The 18,247-nt window shown below is 35.3% G+C and carries 19 protein-coding genes and 1 pseudogene; 13 read left to right on the plus strand and 7 right to left on the minus strand.

The window, feature by feature from the left end; all coding sequences use genetic code 11:
* Nucleotides 1–2: 2 nt before the first annotated feature.
* Together cbiE and cbiT are read left to right on the plus strand one after the other, a co-directional pair.
* Nucleotides 3–602, plus strand: coding sequence for a precorrin-6y C5,15-methyltransferase (decarboxylating) subunit CbiE (gene cbiE, locus E4O04_RS12050; RefSeq protein WP_253708258.1), 600 nt, complete (start codon nucleotides 3–5; stop codon nucleotides 600–602).
* Entirely contained in the window at nucleotides 589–1,179 is a 591-nt protein-coding gene (gene cbiT, locus E4O04_RS12055) for a precorrin-6Y C5,15-methyltransferase (decarboxylating) subunit CbiT (RefSeq protein ID WP_253708259.1), read from the plus strand. Before cbiE ends, cbiT begins: the two co-directional genes overlap by 14 nt.
* Nucleotides 1,180–1,185: 6 nt before the next feature.
* Here the strand turns inward: cbiT and E4O04_RS12060 are convergent, their stop codons facing one another.
* Nucleotides 1,186–1,503, minus strand: a complete 318-nt coding sequence (locus tag E4O04_RS12060; RefSeq protein WP_253686991.1) for a hypothetical protein — start codon at nucleotides 1,501–1,503, stop codon at nucleotides 1,186–1,188.
* Between the two features lie 16 nt (nucleotides 1,504–1,519).
* On the minus strand, nucleotides 1,520–2,365 hold the full coding sequence (locus tag E4O04_RS12065) for a hypothetical protein (protein ID WP_253708260.1): 846 nt from the start codon (nucleotides 2,363–2,365) through the stop codon (nucleotides 1,520–1,522).
* 171 nt (nucleotides 2,366–2,536) lie between these two features.
* Between E4O04_RS12065 and E4O04_RS12070 the strand changes: the two genes are divergently transcribed.
* From E4O04_RS12070 to malQ, 10 genes are all read left to right on the plus strand, one after another.
* On the plus strand, nucleotides 2,537–3,475 hold the full coding sequence (locus tag E4O04_RS12070; RefSeq protein ID WP_253708261.1) for an ABC transporter ATP-binding protein: 939 nt from the start codon (nucleotides 2,537–2,539) through the stop codon (nucleotides 3,473–3,475).
* A gap of 14 nt (nucleotides 3,476–3,489) precedes the next feature.
* Entirely contained in the window at nucleotides 3,490–4,629 is a 1,140-nt protein-coding gene (locus E4O04_RS12075) for an ABC transporter permease (protein WP_253708263.1), read from the plus strand.
* 10 nt (nucleotides 4,630–4,639) lie between these two features.
* The gene (locus E4O04_RS12080; RefSeq protein ID WP_253708265.1) at nucleotides 4,640–5,800 is read left to right on the plus strand and encodes an ABC transporter permease; all 1,161 of its coding nucleotides are present in this window, start codon (nucleotides 4,640–4,642) and stop codon (nucleotides 5,798–5,800) included.
* A 78-nt stretch (nucleotides 5,801–5,878) separates the two neighbouring features.
* Nucleotides 5,879–7,030, plus strand: coding sequence for a sensor histidine kinase (locus E4O04_RS12085; protein ID WP_253708267.1), 1,152 nt, complete (start codon nucleotides 5,879–5,881; stop codon nucleotides 7,028–7,030).
* Between the two features lie 61 nt (nucleotides 7,031–7,091).
* On the plus strand, nucleotides 7,092–7,631 hold the full coding sequence (gene cobU / locus E4O04_RS12090) for a bifunctional adenosylcobinamide kinase/adenosylcobinamide-phosphate guanylyltransferase (RefSeq protein WP_253708269.1): 540 nt from the start codon (nucleotides 7,092–7,094) through the stop codon (nucleotides 7,629–7,631).
* A gap of 20 nt (nucleotides 7,632–7,651) precedes the next feature.
* Nucleotides 7,652–8,434, plus strand: coding sequence for an adenosylcobinamide-GDP ribazoletransferase (gene cobS / locus E4O04_RS12095; RefSeq protein ID WP_253708272.1), 783 nt, complete (start codon nucleotides 7,652–7,654; stop codon nucleotides 8,432–8,434).
* A gap of 33 nt (nucleotides 8,435–8,467) precedes the next feature.
* Nucleotides 8,468–9,058, plus strand: coding sequence for a histidine phosphatase family protein (locus E4O04_RS12100; RefSeq protein WP_253708274.1), 591 nt, complete (start codon nucleotides 8,468–8,470; stop codon nucleotides 9,056–9,058).
* An 86-nt stretch (nucleotides 9,059–9,144) separates the two neighbouring features.
* Nucleotides 9,145–10,251, plus strand: coding sequence for a D-alanine--D-alanine ligase family protein (locus E4O04_RS12105; protein ID WP_253708277.1), 1,107 nt, complete (start codon nucleotides 9,145–9,147; stop codon nucleotides 10,249–10,251).
* Between the two features lie 19 nt (nucleotides 10,252–10,270).
* On the plus strand, nucleotides 10,271–10,885 hold the full coding sequence (locus E4O04_RS12110; RefSeq protein ID WP_253708279.1) for a hypothetical protein: 615 nt from the start codon (nucleotides 10,271–10,273) through the stop codon (nucleotides 10,883–10,885).
* Nucleotides 10,882–12,504 carry a 4-alpha-glucanotransferase gene (gene malQ, locus E4O04_RS12115; protein ID WP_253708282.1) on the plus strand — a complete coding sequence of 541 codons (1,623 nt, stop codon included), beginning with the start codon at nucleotides 10,882–10,884 and terminating at the stop codon, nucleotides 12,502–12,504. Before E4O04_RS12110 ends, malQ begins: the two co-directional genes overlap by 4 nt.
* Before the next feature lie 22 nt (nucleotides 12,505–12,526).
* On the opposite strand, the gene E4O04_RS12120 is transcribed toward malQ, so the two are convergent.
* The 5 genes and pseudogenes from E4O04_RS12120 to E4O04_RS12135 form a co-directional block, all read right to left on the minus strand.
* Nucleotides 12,527–12,871, minus strand: a complete 345-nt coding sequence (locus E4O04_RS12120) for a hypothetical protein (RefSeq protein WP_253708285.1) — start codon at nucleotides 12,869–12,871, stop codon at nucleotides 12,527–12,529.
* Nucleotides 12,861–13,421, minus strand: coding sequence for a hypothetical protein (locus E4O04_RS12125; RefSeq protein WP_253687451.1), 561 nt, complete (start codon nucleotides 13,419–13,421; stop codon nucleotides 12,861–12,863). The genes E4O04_RS12120 and E4O04_RS12125 overlap by 11 nt, the downstream gene beginning before the upstream one ends.
* Nucleotides 13,418–13,987, minus strand: a complete 570-nt coding sequence (locus E4O04_RS14220) for a M91 family zinc metallopeptidase (RefSeq protein WP_371922299.1) — start codon at nucleotides 13,985–13,987, stop codon at nucleotides 13,418–13,420. Before E4O04_RS14220 ends, E4O04_RS12125 begins: the two co-directional genes overlap by 4 nt.
* Nucleotides 13,961–14,422, minus strand: a pseudogene (locus tag E4O04_RS14225) (RHS repeat domain-containing protein); the annotation flags it as partial. The gene E4O04_RS14220 and the pseudogene E4O04_RS14225, both read right to left, overlap by 27 nt.
* Before the next feature lie 581 nt (nucleotides 14,423–15,003).
* The gene (locus tag E4O04_RS12135) at nucleotides 15,004–16,020 is read right to left on the minus strand and encodes an IS5 family transposase (RefSeq protein WP_253708288.1); all 1,017 of its coding nucleotides are present in this window, start codon (nucleotides 16,018–16,020) and stop codon (nucleotides 15,004–15,006) included.
* A gap of 41 nt (nucleotides 16,021–16,061) precedes the next feature.
* Here E4O04_RS12135 and E4O04_RS12140 point away from each other — a divergent pair, with 41 nt between their 5' ends.
* Nucleotides 16,062–18,164, plus strand: a complete 2,103-nt coding sequence (locus E4O04_RS12140; protein ID WP_253708291.1) for a methyl-accepting chemotaxis protein — start codon at nucleotides 16,062–16,064, stop codon at nucleotides 18,162–18,164.
* The last annotated feature ends 83 nt before the right edge of the window (nucleotides 18,165–18,247 follow it).

The following is an 18,247-nucleotide window of genomic DNA, read 5'->3' on the forward strand; positions in this document are numbered from 1 at the left end:
ACATGCCCTTGATTATTGCCGGGGCAGGGCCCGGAAATATAGAACTTTTAACCCAAGAGGCTGTGCGTACAATCAAGGATGCAGATATAGTTGCAGGCTTTGAGCGTATAGCCTCCGATATTCAGCCTATAAGAGATGACGTAAAAGTTCTAAAAACAATTTCGGAAATTCTCGATCTCCCGATAGAATCAAAAAAAGTTTTAGTCCTTGCCTCAGGCGACCCCTGTTTTTTCGGCATTACCGAATTCGTAAAAAAGAAAAACATAAAAATAGAAAAAATTATAACAGGTATTTCTTCAATGCAGTACCTTATGAACAAACTTCAAAAACAATGGCAGGCTCTATCCTTTTACTCCTTTCATGGAAGAGAGGTAGACTTTTCCTCTATGAAGGACAAGGAAAGCTTTTTTATTCTTACCGATAAAACGAACAATCCCGATACAATTTCGGCGCGCTTAAAAGAAGAAGGTTTTAGAGGAAGGCTTTTTGTAGGCTACAATCTTTCATATCCCGATGAGTTGATTGAAGAATATAATATAGGTGATAAGATTATAGTAAAATCTTTTTTAAATACGGTACTTGTTGAAAATGAAAAATATTAAAGACTGCGAATTTATCAGAGGCGAGGTGCCGATGACCAAATTCAATATCAGAAACATTTCTCTTTCCCATCTTCAAATAGAAAAGGGAGATAGATTTTTGGATATCGGAGGCGGCACCGGTTCCGTATCGATTGAAGCGGCCTTGCAGGGAGCGGAAGTTTCAACAGTTGAATTTAACGAAGAGGCCTGCTCCCTGATACTGGAAAATGCAAAAAAATTCGGGGTCAAAATAAATTTGATTTCGGGCAAGGCCCCTGAGGCTCTTTTAAACTCTGAATACGGGTCTGTAAAATTCGACAAGTGTTTTATCGGCGGAAGCGGAGGCGAGCTAAAAAATATTTTTGAGTATCTTGAAGAGCATTTAAAAAAAGGCGGAATAATCTGTGCAAATTTTATTCTTATAAAAAATTTAAACGAATTTTTAGAGCTCCTCCCGAAATACGGATATACCGAAATTGAAGCCCATCTTATTCAAACCGCCTCAATGGGAAAAACAGGCTTATTTAAAAGCGAAAACCCGATTTATATCGTAAGGGCTTGCAAAAAACCGGATACCGAACTAAAAGAACAAGACTGATTAGCTTTAAAAATGCCTTTCCTTTAAAAAGGTGCAAAAACTTGCTATAAAAAAAGCTATCGGTGTGCTTTCAAAAATCAGAGAAAGAATGGGAATGTGCCCTATAGTAAAAAATTTAGTATTTATAAAGCCGAAATATGTGAGCGTATCGGTTAAAATCGAAATATACATCAAAAACACACCAAGCACAAAAAGAATCATTGAGACCTTCTTAGTTTTACTCCATACTATAATTCCGAAAAAAACGGCAGCCGCTCCTAAAAACAATTTTGTGAACAATAGAATAGGATAACCTTCCGATAAAAATTTAACTAAATCATTCATTATTTAATCCTTTATTTTATGTTTGAGCCTTAAGAAAACTCTCAAGCTCGGTGTATACTCTTATTTTCGGCAATATCGACGGAATAGTAAAATAAGGAGACAAAAGAATATGAGAATCCAAGGCAGATTTAAAAAAATCCTCATATTTTTCTTCATCCAACTTTGAGAAAAGATAGGGACCTTCCATATTCCAAAAATTGGAACAAAGCTCCTCTACCCTTCTGCATGACTTTATGTTTTTTGCAAGCTGCTCTTTTTTCTTTTTTCCACGGGCCGAATTTATCAATTCTTCATCCGAAAGTTCTTTTTCTTGTTCTCTCAATTTAATGATTCTTATCAAATCGAAAAAGGCTTTGGCTAAAACTTCCTTTTCGGCTGCAGAAACTGCACAGGACATAATAGGAAGAGGATTTTTAGAAACAAGAATTTTTATCGAGGTGCAAAACGGAGGATTTACAAAAAAGGCAGCTTTGGTCTTTAAATTTTCCGATGAGGGCAAAAAAGGCTTCCAAATATTTTCGCCAATTGAAGATTCGGAAACGGTTGTATTATCTCTCATTTCCAAAAATGAAAGAGCGGAGTTCCATTCCGAAAAAAGGTAAAAATAAGGGTGCTCGGGAAAAAGAGAATTCAAGGCCTTTTTAAGACGATAATCCCCCGAAGAAGGCAAGAAAGCGTTTAAACCCTTATCTATGCTTTGTTTAAAAACCAATGGAGCCTGGTTTTCTCTTCGGCCCAATATCGACATTCCTCCATCCAAGTACATATCCAAGAGTCTTATATTTTTTTCGGTATAAAGGTAAAATCCGCGGGCTCGTTTTATGTTCCCGTACCGGCTTCTTATTTCATCATAAAAATTCATTACTTCTCATTCTCGCAAAAAAAAGCCCTTTATACAAGGGCCTAAGATAAGATTTTTGATAGGCACCATTACTATTTTCCCTATAAAAAATGACTTTCGGCACTTTTATTTTAAGCAAAATCGATTAAAATTGAGGCATATCAATCAACAAACTTCTTATGGAGGCGTTTTATGAAAATATTGGAAGTTAAGGATGTATCAAAAAAATACGGAAAAAAGCAGGTGCTTTCAAACGTTTCTTTTGATATTGAAGAAGGCGATATGTTCGGCCTTATAGGGCCTAACGGTGCCGGAAAATCCACCCTGATAAATATAATAACGGGAATCTTGGACCCTTTAAGCGGTGAGGTGCTTATAGGCGGACACAGTATAAAAAAAAGACCGATAGAGGCAAAGAAACTCATGGGCCTCGTACCACAGGAGCTTGCCTTATCGGAGGATATATCGGCAATCGACAACCTCAATTTTTTTGCAAGCCTTTACGGCCTTTCAGGAAAAATGCTAAAAGAAGCTGTAAACGAGGCCTTGGAAGTAGTCGGCTTAACGGAAAAGAAAAAAGAAAAGGTGAAAAAATTTTCCGGAGGAATGAAAAGAAGGCTCAATCTTGCCGCAGCCATCATGCATAAGCCCCGTCTTTTAATCTTGGATGAGCCTACGGTAGGTATTGACCCCCAATCCAGAAACAATATTTTTGAGTATTTGCGCAAAATAAATTCACAAGACAAGACTACAATTCTTTACACTTCGCATTACATGGAAGAGGTTGAAGAGCTTTGCAAAAATATCTTTGTAATCGATGAGGGCAGAGAGATTGCCTACGGCTCCCTTAATTCCGTAAAGGAAAAGGCCAACGGCACCGTAACCCTCGAAATAAGGGCTGACAATATAAATGAAGAGCTGATGGAAAAAATCCGACTCCTTGACGGAGCCTTAAATGTAGAGCAGGCAGGAGAAAAGCTAAATATCCTCTATGAAAGAGAGAGGGTCAACCTTGATGAGGCTATCAGGATTTTACAAACATCAGGAGCCGTAATCAAAGCCTTACAAATAAATGAGCTTAATTTAGGCGAGGTTTTCTTACAGCTTACCGGAAAAAAATTGCGTGAATAAATTGAGGGGAAAAGATGAAAGCATTTTTAAAGATTACGCTTATAGCGATAAAAGATAACTTTATTACCTTTTTTTTGGTTTACCTTTGTTTGCCTATACTTTTTGTCGGCTACAACGGTTTTTTGCGAAAATCTGATTTTAAGGCCGAAACAAACGAAAAGGCTATTCCGGTTTTTCTAAACGATGAAGACAAATCCGCATTATCGGAACAGCTGACCGGTATTTTAAATTCGGATATCTTAAAAAACTTCATAAAAATTGAAGAGGAACAAAGTGCAAAATACACAATTAAGATTCCTAAAGGCTATCAAAATTCTGTAGAAGAAAACAAAGACTTTGATATTTTAATTATCGGAAAAGAAAAGTCTTCTGCAACAATTATGGTTTTATCAAATATAATTAAAAACATAAGCAGTTCCATCAACGGGAATCATAAAATAACTAAGGCTATTTCGGAATCTTCGCAACCTGAAGATCTTATGAAGCAATATCTTAATATTCAAAAAGAAAGCTCAAAATCTATAGGAAAAATTACTATGCACCCGGCCCTGCAAAGTATGTCAAGCTATGAAGCCTATGCAATAGCCATAAGTATATTGTTATTCTTTATGTTTGTTATGGAGCCTATTACCTTGGCATATAAGAAAAAGCATGTAGGCCTTACCCTGCGTATTAATTCGATACCTAAAAGTTCGACCTATATCTTTAATGCTCAAATAATAAGCACGGCACTAAAAGCTTTTATTGCCATCGTAATTTATATTTTAACTTTTAGATTGTTAAAAGTTTCTTTTATGGGAAATCCTATTCTGCTTTTTATATACGCTTTAAGTTTTTCACTCGTGACAGGAAGCATCGCATGTTCACTTACAACTTTTAACAAAAAGGAAATTATCTATACTATAGTAATAGGTGTATTTTTTATATTTGGAGTTTTAGGAACAGTTCTTTTTACAATTCCAAATGACAATAAAATTTCAAAAATATTTTTAAAATATAATATTTCCAAAATTATAACAACCCCTCTTAAGGATCTTGTTGTGGAAAATTCTCTTGGAGGAATGTTAAGCAGCCTTATTATAATGCTAGCCCTTGGTGCGGCATTTTATATTTTTGGTTTAGTTATGGTAAATTTTAGGAAGACGGAAATTTAAGGGGGCGGATATGAAAAAATTCTTGATTTTATTTTTAGCACAGTTAAAAAGAATATTAAAAAATATATCAAATACAGGAATGCTGATTTTTTTTCCTTTTGCGATGATAATTTTGATTCTTATAATAGGATTTATTCTTAAACCAAAAGAGACTGAGACTTCAAAAAAGAGTACTGAATATACAGTTCAAATGAATGAGACAGCCTATTTTGTAGATGATTCCGGAGATCTTTGGGAAAACTTTTTTTCGGGTTCCGAGTCTACGATTCGTCCTGAAAATAGAGAAAAGGAACTGGAAAAGGCTAAGGAAAAACTTGCAATGGGAAAAATACCGGGCCTTATAATTATACCTAAAGATTTTTCCGAAAAGATTTCAAAAGGAGAAAAACCGGAGCTTGAAATTTTAAAAACGGAAGAAAGCGTTGTTCTTGATAACAGAATTCAAGCCCTGAATTTAAGCATAAATGCTTATCTTTTGGATAACTTTATTAAAAGCTCGGATCTTTCCGGCAAAAAAGGCAGTCTCTTAAACAACAATATAAATGTGGTATTTAAAGCTCAAGATAACGGAAACATCATAAGTCTAGGCTTAAAAATGATGACCTTACTCGTATTGTACATAATACTTTTCGGCTCAAATGCAATTGCTACAGATCTAATAAAATTCAGAGAAACAAAGATGCTTGCACGTGCAATAATAAGCCCCAATTCCGAATTTAAAATAGTGGGAAGTTTTTTATCGGCCTTTGTATTTATTCAGGTAGTAATAAACATGGTTGTTTTTGTTTTTGCGACAATAGTATTTAAACTGGAGATTACAGGGCTTCCCTTGATATTATTAGCTGTTGTTTCAACAAGCTTTTTTGCCCTCTCCATAGCCATTTTAGTCGCGAGAATTTTTAAAAAAGAATCTCAGCTGCCATTAGTATCGAATATGACAAGCCTGATTACAATAGTAATGTTTTTCCTTGCTCTGATTGCTGTCATGCCCTTTGTTTCGCTTCCGCCTGTATTTAAAAATATTTCCATGTTTTCCCCTTTATATTGGCTGATGGAAATGCTTGAAAAAGAAAAACTTTTTCCGAATATATTGATAGTTTGGGCAATGTGTGCCGCAATTTTTACGGCCGGCAGCCGGAAGATAAAAGAGTTTAACAACGAAATCAATTAATTAAAAGGAGGCAGCTTCTGCCTCCTTTTTTGAACACCAATCTTGCAATATCTTAATTATTATAATATAATTAGCCTTATGAAAAATAAGTTTTTTATTTTTATTCATTATTTTTTAATAGCATCAAGCCTTATTCAAATAAGCATAAATGGAGATAAACTTAGCGGAGTTCAATTTTTATTATATCTTTGTTTTATTATTTTATTTAATCTTAGACTTTTCTATATAAATAATAAGACCTTTCTTTTTTTTATTCTTTGCTTAACCGATTGGACTCTTTGTTTATTACTGCATATAACCGGTGCGGACATTCCGTTTCTCCTATTTTTAATTCCTTTGATAGATAGTTTTTACTATAATTCAAAGCCGTATACCTATATCCTCGGCACGGCAGGACTTGCAGTCTCAATATTTTCATTAAGAAATTTTGATGTAGGAACAATGGTAAACTATACGGCTCTTTTTATTTTAAGCGGAGGAGTTTTAGAGTATTTTAAAAACAATCAAAATAAAATTATTTCTTTCCAAAACAAAATAGACGAACTTGATATTCAAAAAGAAGAGCTTTTAAATTCCATTCATGATTTGGAAATATACAATGAGTCGATCGAAGATCTTATGACCTTAAAAGAAAGAAACCGTATATCACGAGAAATCCATGACAGCGTAGGACACGGACTTTCTACAATGATTATTCAGCTTAACGCCCTCTATGCGGCCGCAAAAAACAACAACGATGAGTTACCTCAAAAGATTTTAGATTTAAATTCCTTTGCAAAAAAGAATTTAGAAGAAGTCAGATTTGCTTTGAGAGAATTAAAACCGATAGACTATAACAAATATGAAACAATAATTTTAATTCATAACCTCATAAACGAATTTAAAAAAATGACAAATATCAATGTGCAATTCACCTTTTCAAAAGATATTTGGAGTTTAAACGAAAAACAAAGCCACGCAATATATAAGGCAGTGCAGGAGTTTTTATCCAACTCTGCAAAATACGGCAAGGCTTCAAAAATCATAATTCATTTTTCCTATACAGAGACCTCTCTCATCGTAACCATGAAGGACAACGGTATCGGATGTACCGAAATCAAAAAAGGAATTGGCTTAAAAGCTATCGAAGAAAGAGTAAAAGAAACCGATGGAACGGTTTACTACGAAAGCCTTCCTGCCGTAAAAGGCTTTTTTATGCGGCTGGTGTTTTTTAAAAATAGAACGCTTTAAAATCCGTCAGCCGCCTTCTTTGCCCTCTTAACATTTTTCTTTTTTTTGATATAATTACCTTATGATAACACTTATAACCGGCGGATCAAGAAGCGGAAAATCGGCCTATGCCGAAAAACTTTTAGACGGCATAGACGATGTTGTCTATATAGCAACCGCAGAAATCTATGATGACGAAATGCGGGAAAGAGTAAAAAAGCATATTGCAAGACGCAATCCAAAGTGGTGCACATACGAAGGCTTTTTAAATTTAGAAAAGGCCGTCAAAGAAGAAAAGTACTATTTACTTGACTGCATAACAAATTTAATTTCTCGAATTCTCTTTCAAATAACCGGAGAAAAAGAAAAACCGAACGAAGAGGATATTCAAAAAACAATAGAAGTCTCATTAACGCAAATCAAAAATCTTATTTTAGAAATAAAAAAAATAAACGGCTCCTTAATTCTTGTAACAAATGAGGTAGGATCATCTATTGTACCCATGCACCCGGTATCAAGAGCTTTTTCGGATATTCAGGGAATAGTAAATTCAAAAATTGCCGAACTTGCAGATGAGGTTGTACTCTGCGTTTGCGGTTTACCTATAAAAATAAAATCTTAACTAAAAAAGAGAGTATCAATATGAAAGGATTTATCTTAGCTTTGCAGTTTTTTACACGCATACCCATAAATATAAACGTCGACTTTAACGAAAAAAATATTAAAAGAGCTTTTTATTTTTTCCCTCTTATAGGAGCTCTGATTGCGGGACTAGTGCTTATCCCAATCTATTTTCTTCCGCAAAAATATCTTGAAATATCGGGCTTCCTCAGCTTACTACTATACTTGTTTTTAACAGGCGGTATTCACCTTGACGGAGTTGGAGACACCGTAGACGGTTTTTTTTCTGCAAGAAAAAAAGAAAAAATATTGGAAATTATGCAGGATCCGAGAGTCGGAACGTATGGAACAATAGGCCTCAATGTTTTTTTGCTTCTTAGATACATAAATTATTCTACCATAATGCCCGATGCGGGACTTCTTATATTAGCCGGAATAATTTCGCGGCTTTCAGGTTTGGCGGTTGTAGTTTTTTCAAAACCTGCAAAGGATACGGGGCTCGGCGCCCTCTTTCATAAATCAGCCTCCAAGGCCGGTTTTTTCTTTTGGCTCATAATCGTATGCATCCTTTCGCTTTTTGCACCTGAGATAGCAGCCTTTTCAACAATTCAAGGAAGTTTTATTTTTGCAGAGCGTATAAAATATTTAATCTTTCCTGCAATCGCACTAATTTTAACATTTATCGTAATAAGAATTTCATACAAAAAAATCGGCGGCACCACAGGCGACGTAAACGGTTTTATTGTCGAATTAACGGAACTTGCAGTTTTAAGTACAAGTTTTTTTATCACAGTCCATTTATAAAAATTTTGAAAATAAATTTTTAAGGAAGAGAATATGAAGATAGTTTTGATAAGACACGGAATAACGGTAACAAACAAAAAAAAGATATTCAGCTTGGATGACAGTCCCTTGGCAGAAGAAGCCTATCCCATGCTTGATGAGTTAAAACCTAGGCTAAAAGAATTTGCTTCGTTTAAGGTTTATTCTAGTCCTTTTAAAAGAGCCTTGCAAACAGCCGAGTACCTAGGATTAAAAAATATTCAAACCGATAAACGGCTTCAAGAATATAATTTCGGTATTTTTAAGGGTTTGACCTTTGAAGAGGCTATGGCAAAATATCCTCTTGAAGCAAAAAACTGGATCGAAAAGAACGATACCATAGCCCCTCCTGAGGGCGAAACCTCCTTTGACCATTTTAAAAGAACGGCAGAATTTTTAGACGAAACGGCCTTAAAAGATGAAGACATAATAATCGTAACACACTACGGCACAATAACTATGGCTCTCGCCTGGGCCTTGGATAATTTTTCTTTAAGAAATAAATTTACTCCTAAAAATTCGTCAATCAGCATCTTAGAAGTTCTTTTAGCGGATAGTAAAAATGAGATTTCGTATAAGGGTATTGAAGCAGTTAATGCGTTTTAATCTTATCCAATTGAAAATTTTACAAAACAATGATAGAATAACTTACATTAATTTAATTTTACAGACAGTAATTTATGGGAGTAAATATGAATATAGCAATCATCTACGGCGGAAAATCCAGCGAGCATGAGGTTTCTCTAAAATCGGCATCGTCGATTATAAGGACAATAGATAAAAAACACAAGCTACACCTGATAGGCATTTCAAAAAACGGCGCATGGTATTTACATGATGATGCAGAAAGAGAGCGTATTATAAAAAACGAAAAGGCCGTTTTAAAAATAAAAAAAGATGAGACAAAGAGAGTAACCCTCATTCCGGGAGGAGGTGCAAAAAAAGGCTTAAAAGCAGGAGATGAGTTTTTACCGACCGATGCAGTCTTTGCCGTTTTACACGGAAGATTCGGCGAGGACGGCACAATCCAAGGTCTATTTGAAATGGCAGACATCCCCTATGTAGGGGGCGATGTAATGTCCACAAGCATATCAATGGATAAGGAAAAAACAAAGATGATTTGGGATTATTCGGGCCTACCCATCGTGCCTTACATAGCAATCAAAAAACAGGACTGGGATGATCCGGAAAAGAAAAAGGCACTCTTGGCAAGGGCCGAAAAGGATTTGGAATACCCCCTCTTTATAAAACCATGCAGGGCAGGAAGCTCTGTAGGAGCCGGAATGGTAAAAAACAGAACAGAGCTTTTGGAACAGGCAGAAGAATCTTTTTTATGGGATAATAAAATTTTAATTGAAGCCTGCATCGAAGCCAGAGAGGTAGAATGTTCCGTTACGGGAAACACAAAAACGATAGCCTACATTCCGGGAGAAATAATTCCCACACACAAATTTTATGACTATGATGCAAAGTATACCGATCCGAACGGAGCCGAATTAAAGATTCCGGCCGACTTAACCGAAAGTCAAAGAAAAACAATCAGGGAAACCGCTATCAAGGCCTATGAAGCCTTGGATCTTTCAGGCCTTTCACGAGTAGATTTTTTTATTGACAAAAGAACCGGAAAGATATACTTAAACGAGGTAAACACTATTCCCGGCTTTACCTCAATTTCGATGTTTCCTAAGATGTGCGGAGCTTCAGGCCTTCCATACAATGAGCTTATTATGCACTTGATTGATCTTGCAATCGATAGGTTTAAGACGGACAGAAAACTTAAAACATGCCGTCTATCTTAAATTAAATAAAATAGGCACGATGATAAAAAAGAAAAAAGAAATATTTTTTTTAAATTTAATTTTTATTCTCATATTCTTTTTGATTATTTTTTTGCCGGTAATTTTACCTAAAAATTATCTTGCCGCTTTTAGCTTTAACATAAGTTTTTATATAATTTTTCACATAATGAGTTTTGCCTTATATTCTTTTTATTATAAAAAAGATGAGGCAGCAGTAAAAAAACTTATAAACAGTTTAAAAGAAAATCTTACTGAAGCCTTAACCCTATCTGCAATAAAAGTACCGGTTATTTTAAGCCTGATTTTTTTATTAAGATATTTTTTAAGCCTAAAAACTATTACCGGATATTTTTTATCGGGACTCATCATTTTTATCTTCTTAATTTTTGAGCTTTCCCTTTTTTGGTATCCAGCAATAGTTTGCTTTCAAACTAAAAGTCAGGGAATAATCGCAAACTTAAAAAAAGCCTTTTATCTTTTTTTTGAAGATTCTTTTTTTACATATAAGATAATATTTTTAAGCGCCTTAAAATTATTGATTTCATTACCTGCCCTGTTTATATTTCCGGGAATTACGGGAATTATATTTTACATAGCAGAAAACTATAGATTGATAACGGAGGAAAACAAATGAAAAGACTTTCAGGCATCATCTTACATCCTACATCCCTTCCGAATAATGAAGGAGTAGGTACAATAGGTAAAGAGGCTTTTGCCTTTATAGATTGGTTAAAAAAAACAAGAACAGGAGTTTGGCAGATGCTTCCTATAGGCCCAACAGGTTACGGAGATTCTCCCTATGCATCTTTTTCGGCCTTTGCAGGAAACCCATATCTTATAAGCCTTGAAGCTCTTTATGAAAAAGGCTTTTTAGAAGAGAGAGATTTTAACGAATACAAAAAAACAGTACAAGAAAATACTAATCCTGCAAGAGTAGACTTCGGTTTGATCCATTATCATAAAACAAGGATGCTAAAAAAAGCTGCAGCATTCTTATCACAAAAAATAAAAACGGATTCATCATTAAAAGAAGAACTTGAGAATTTCTATCAAGAAGAAAATTTTTGGCTGGACGGCTATGCCGCCTTTATGACAATTAAAGAAGACTATGAAGAGAGGGCAAATAAAGAAAATCTGCCCCAAGGAATCTGGAGCGGTGTTTGGCCTAAACCTCTTGCCTTAAATAAAGAAAAACCTGTTCAAGAATTTTTAAACGCGCACTCCGAAGAGTATGAAATCCAAAAGATTATACAGTTTTTCTTTTTTTCGCAGTGGAAAAAATTAAAAGAATATGCTGAAGAAAACGGCATACAACTTGTAGGAGACATTCCGATATTTACGGCGATGGATTCGGCCGACGTTTGGCAAAACCAAGCTTTATTTTTGCTGGACAAGGAAGCTAAACCTAAGGCCGTCGCGGGCGTTCCTCCCGATTTTTTCAGTCCGACAGGACAGCTTTGGGGCAACCCTCTTTATGACTGGGCTAAGATGAAAAAAGACGGCTACCTTTGGTGGAAAAGCCGCATACGGCACACCCTAAAACTTTTCGACATAATCAGGTTAGATCACTTCAGGGGCTTTGAAGCCTTTTGGGCAATTCCTCAGGGAGCACAAACAGCCCAAGAAGGAAAATGGGTTAAGGGGCCTGACCATCATTTTTTTGAAGAAGTACAAAAGGATCTGATTTCGTTGGATGAAAAATACAGGACAGAGCTCCCAATTTTATCCGAAGACCTTGGAGTGATAACACCCGAAGTTGCCCGCCTGCGGGATGATTTTAATTTTCCGACGATGAAGATATTACAATTTGCCTTCGACTTAAACGAATTAAAAGGAGAAAAACTGACTAACCCCTATCTGCCTCATAACCACAAAAAAAATTGTGCCGTATATACCGGCTCCCACGATAACGACACCATCATGGGTTGGCTTGAAGGTTCTTCCGAGGAGATGCTGAAATTTATTTATACCTATCTTTACGGAAAAAAAGTGGATGAAAGGATTTGCTCTATTTTACAAACTTTTGAATTTAAAAAAGAATTAGCCTCCGAAATAATCCGCACAACATTTTCTTCCGTCGCCGATTTTGCTGGCGTTCAGATGCAGGATCTTTTATTTTTAAATTCGGAAGCAAGAATGAACGCTCCATCGACTCTGGGTACAAACTGGCAATGGAGGCTGACCGATGATTACGAAAACTGCGATATGACCGAAAAACTTCAACTTTGGAATGTCTTGTACAATAGGGACTGATACGTTAAGATTATTTTACGATTTACAGTTTGGATAATGTACTACTGCTCCGCCTATTTCCAAAAGTCCTGTCAGTGGGACTGTTTAATAATAATTTTCTTTTGGCGGACTGCTGACACTTGTGTACTATCATAATTATGTAAAAGTACACAAGTGTCAGCACCGTGCTTGCTTCGAAGCTGCGCCTATCGGCTTGCTGCACCAATACCGCTCCAATCTTTTTGCTGCATTTGTCTTCACGGGCAAGGATCTTCCCTCCGGTCAGAGCTTGCTTTTTGCTTAAACACACCGCAAAAAGGATTTCTGCTTCAATCGCTGTCCGAGAAAAGAGGTAGGCAGAATGTTTAAATAAATAACTAGTTTTCATTTTCTCCTATTTCTTTTAGTAGTTCTTTTGATTTTTCAGTAAAATACTCGTATAATTTTCTTTGATAATCGTCATGTTTTTTATAATTTAATACTCCATAAAAACATTCATTTATATTTAATGATTTAATTCTCCCAAAAAAGAAAATAAGAAACGGTGAATCAATAATACCTTTTTCATATTCTGATATTTTCTTATTTTTAATAATTAATTCAATTTCAGAAATATATTTATTAAAAATATCTTCATTCAATTCTAATAATACATTACCATAATTGTTATTAAAGTAAAAAATACAATATTTATTCTTTTTTGATGAAGACACAAAGATCAGATGCCAATTAATAGAATTAGGATTTTGATATAAACCAGGTATAATTATTTCATAATATTTATCTATATCATTATTAAATTCCTCTATCAGTATTTTATAATAATTATCCTTAGAATCTATATAAGAAAATTTTTGATACTCATTAGGAATCTCAAAACTTAATGCTAAAATATTAAAATATAGAAAAAATATTAAAGTAAAAAACTTTTTTTTCATCTAATTTTACTCCACATCTCAACACGTTTTTTTGTTTTTTCATAAGTTCTTATTCCTATATCATAACTTGAATATGTATTCCTATGTGACTTACCAAAAAATAGTCTAATTTGATTCTCAATATTAACAGCATTTAACTCTTTTTTTCTATTGAAACGTGATTTCCCACCATTAACCGGAATGTAAGAATTCTTATAATACATCCCTCTCATATTATCATAAGCATGTGTTAACTCATGGGCAATAATCTCTAATGCGCTAAAATTATCCCCTGTTGATTTTTCACTATATGTAAATTCTGGACTTAGATAAATAGTTGAATCAGAAGGGTAGTCTAAAAGGAAATTTTTTTTGTTCATAATTCCACATACAGGAATTTTGAATTCTTCATTAAAGTCTTTTATAGTAACTGTTATCTCCTTATTTTCTCGTATAGCATCAAGCATATCTTTAAATTCTGCAGAAGCAGAGGAAGCCAAATCAAGTAATTTTTCAATTTTTTTTACGTAATTAGGGTCATCGGATGACGAACCATCAATTATTAATATTCTCCCATCCGGATCAATATACTTAATCGGATTATTCCCTGCATAATGATACACATGTAAGTTTACAGTGTTGTATATACCGCCCATTCCCGGCAGGTTTCCATTATGCTTCTTTGCTTCGTCATTTATCGGTACCTTTGGTATGTAATCATTCAGTGCAGGATCACCTGACAGCCACCTCGAATACTTCGGATCCAAGTACCTCGCCTCATAGTAGTACAACCCCGTCTCTTCATCCAGCTCCTTCCCCGTAAACCTAAACGGCAGTTTGTCTATTCCGGGAGCAGTCTCTTCAATCCATAACTCTCCGTATGGTGTATATTCTATATGTTCATACTGTTCGCCTCTGGCATTTGTTATAAACTGTGCACTCTGTAAATGATCTGCATGATAATAATATCTTTTTTCGGTTTGTTCCGTTGTGTCGCCGTTATTATCAGCGTGCGTCATTTCTTTTGAAAATATGCGGGCATCTCCTGCGTCGCTACGCAAAAATAAATGCTCGACGTATACCCGATACGCCTGCGGTACTTTTTTGCCTATCTCCTTGTATCTGCTCCACCTATTTTCAAAAGCCATTGTTTTTCCGCTTCCTACCGTAAGCGGAAAAACCTCCAATAAGTTGTTTTTTAAACAGCTTTGACAGGCGGACTGCTCAATTTTGTTTTTTATCAGTATGAAGAAAACAAAATTGAGCACCGCGCTTTTCAGGGCTCCGCTATCGCTTCGGTATCTTTCCGCAGAAATTACTGCGGAAAGATGTACAGCAAAAGCAATTTTTATAAATTGCTTTTGCTCCCTTACAATCGCTGTCCGAGGGGTGAGATAGTTGGAATGTTTAAATAAATAGCTAGTTTTCATTTTTTTCTATTTCTTTTACTAGTTTTTTTACTTTTGGACACCTCTAAAAACCTATTTTTTAGTGTACCTATTTATTATTTTAGTAGCTTTTTTATAAATTGTCTAGTGTAAAACTTGGATTCTTTATCTTAGTTCCCTTACTTTTCATTTTATTACCTATATGCTCCCTCATTTTATTTCTTTAGATAGCAATATCGACATAAGTTGTATGTTAAGTTCATCATTATTATCGAAAATGTTGCACGAGCTAATCCTATCGTTCTTACATATATACCTTTCATTGAGTTTGTCATAAAGCCAAATACATGTTCGACTCTCGCCCGTATTTTTGATTTTTTTCTGTTACCGATTTTTTGTTTTTTAGTAAGAGGTTTTCCTCTTGCTCCTCTTTCACAAATTTGTCCTTCTATTCCTTTCGCTTTTAAAACTCTCTCTATTTCTTCTCCTATATAGGCACTATCTGCGTATAATCTTTCATCTTCCTTTTCAACTAAATTTTTTAATTCTTTACTATCATGAACATTGGCTGCTGTTACAGTTGCTTTCAATATAAGCTTACTTTTTTTATCTACTTTTATATGATCTTTATAACCGTAATAATTACGTTTGTGCTTCTTTGTCCACCTCGCATCACAGTCTTTTTGTGATAATTTTGCCTTATTTTTTGCTTCTTGCCATTGTTCAGGGACTTTTCCATTTTTTATTTGTTCATTTTCATCTTTGCTGTTATGCTGTATCGGAGCTTCTACTATTGTCGCATCTATTATCGTACCCTCTTTTCCTATTAAGTTATTTCTAGCTAATTCTTTTCCAAACTTTTCAAATAACTTTTTTGATACTCTCGCTTCAATGAGTTTTTCTTTAAAAAGCCATATTGTTTTTGCATCGGGTACTTTATCTTTTAATTCCAATCCTAAAAATCTCATAAAGGATAGCCGATCGTTTATTTGATATTCCGTTTGATCATCACTTATGTTGTATAATTTTTGTAAGATTATTATTTTAAACATCAGTACATAATCGTATGCAGGTCTTCCGCCTAAACCTTTTGGCTCTTTGGTTAATGCTTTTTTTAATAGTGGTTTGAATATTTCCCAATTTATTTTTTCGTTTAATTTTTCAAGACTATCTCCTAACTTGCTTAATACTCTTAAACGATCTTCTTCATCAAATAATCCTTTTTGTTTCATATCTCTTAAAAATTAAAAATAATATAAGGAGATTTTTTATTATGGCCAAATCGAAAAAACGGTTTTCAATGCGGAACAAGCTTATGATTGTGCTCGGCGCATTGATTTTTGCAGTGGGATTCACTCTTGCCCTTTTAGGAGTACGTACTGCCAGAAAAGCCTTAACCGAAAAAGTTGAGACACATCTAAAAGATAAGGCAACCGATACGGCGGAAATTCTTGATGGACGGGTAAATGCATTCTTTCAATTTTTAGAAGGAATAACTAGAATACCGATATTCCGCGCTCCCGATGCTCCATATCAAGAGAAAATAGCTGCTCTTCAACATGAAGTTATATTCAACAAAGATCTTCACGAAGCAGCACTGATTACTAAAGACGGTTATTTGCTTTCAGACGATGGGCAAAAAATCTCTGTGCAAGACACGGAATGGTTTAAAGCGGCAATACAGGGTAAACGAGCTGTTACCGAACCTTTTATTTCAGTAACTGACGGAAAACTGATCTTAACATTTGCTGTTCCCATCTACGGCAACAATAAAGAAATTATCGGAGTGCTGGGTGCCGTAACTTTGGCCGAATGGCTTTCAGAACAAATTGACGACATAGTTATCGGGGAAACAGGACATTGTTATATTTTGAGTCCAACGGGAAACACAATAGCATATAAAGATTTTGAAAGTGTTAAACGAAAGGAAAATTCACAAAAAATGGTAAAAAACGATAAATCTCTTGTCTCTCTTGCAGAGTTTGAAAAAATTGCAATTGAAAGTGATAAGCCTTCTATCGGTTTTTATGAATACGGCGGAATGAAAAAAATCGCCTCTTATGCCGCGATGAAAACAACAAATTGGAAAATTATTATTGCTGCTCCCATAAGAGAATTTATGGGAACTATTGATAACCTGCGGCTTAAAATGATTATCATAGGATTCTCTATTTTAGCGCTCAGTTTAATTATACTTTTCTTTGTTACCTTAAAAATAATTAAGCCGATAAATGCTGTAGTTAATGCTTTAAAAGACATTGCTCAAGGCGAAGGCGACCTAACAGTCCGTTTACCTTTAGTTGGCAATGATGAAATTACCGACCTATCCGAATACTTTAACCAAACAATAAGTAAAATAGGAGTTTCAATAAAAACCGTAGGGGAAAACACTAACGAAATGACCAACATCGGTTCAGAGCTTGCAAGCAATATGACTGAAACGGCGAGTGCCGTCCATCAAATCAGTGCCAACATTGACAGCGTAAAACAACAGACCTTAACACAAGCTGCCAGCGTTACAGAAACAGCCTCTACCATTGAAGAAATTATTAGAACTATAAGTCAGCTTAACGGCAGTATCGAAAATCAAGCAGCTTCCGTTGCTGAGTCTTCTTCCGCTATTGAGCAAATGGTAGGTAATATTGCTTCTATTACGCAAACCCTAGATAAAACAAATGATGTCATAAAAAATCTTGCTACTGCTACAGCTGACGGAAGAGAAACAATTATCGGTTCTATGAGTGTAACTCAAAAGATAGCCGAAGAGTCGGGCGGCTTGCTTGAAGCTTCAAATGTTATTCAGCACATTGCAAGCCAAACCAATTTGCTCGCAATGAACGCAGCAATCGAAGCCGCCCATGCAGGCGAATCAGGAAAAGGCTTTGCTGTTGTTGCCGACGAAATCCGAAAGCTCGCAGAAGAATCAAGCACTCAGGGCAAAACCATAACTTCAACTCTAAAAGTTCTATCGGGTGAAATTGAAACTCTTTCAACCTCTTCAAAAACAGCAGAAGAAAAATTCAATGCTATTTTCTCCCTTTCGGAGCAAGTAAAAACTATGAGCCAAAACCTGATGGACGCTATGCGCGAACAAGAAAACGGCAGCAAGGAAGTACTGACTGCAATCCGCGACATCAATATGGTAACCAATCAGGTAAACGACGGCTCTGCCGAAATGCTGAAAGGCGGCGAAAACGTAGCCGAGGAAATGCGCAAACTCGATGAGCTTACCCGAGTCATAACGGACAGTATGAACGAAATGGCAGCAGGAGCTATCCAGATAAGCAATGCAGTTCAAGACGTAAACAACATCAGCCAAAAGAACAAGCAAAGCATCGAGAATCTTTCTAAAGAGGTGGGAAAATTTAAGGTTTAAGTTTTACCGTTAACGGTTTTCCTTAAATTTTCTACATTATTAACCTTGCAATTTTTGAAAATATAGTGTATCCTTATTCTGTG

The organism is Treponema sp. OMZ 799 (genome assembly GCF_024181365.1).
Classification (GTDB): domain Bacteria; phylum Spirochaetota; class Spirochaetia; order Treponematales; family Treponemataceae; genus Treponema_B.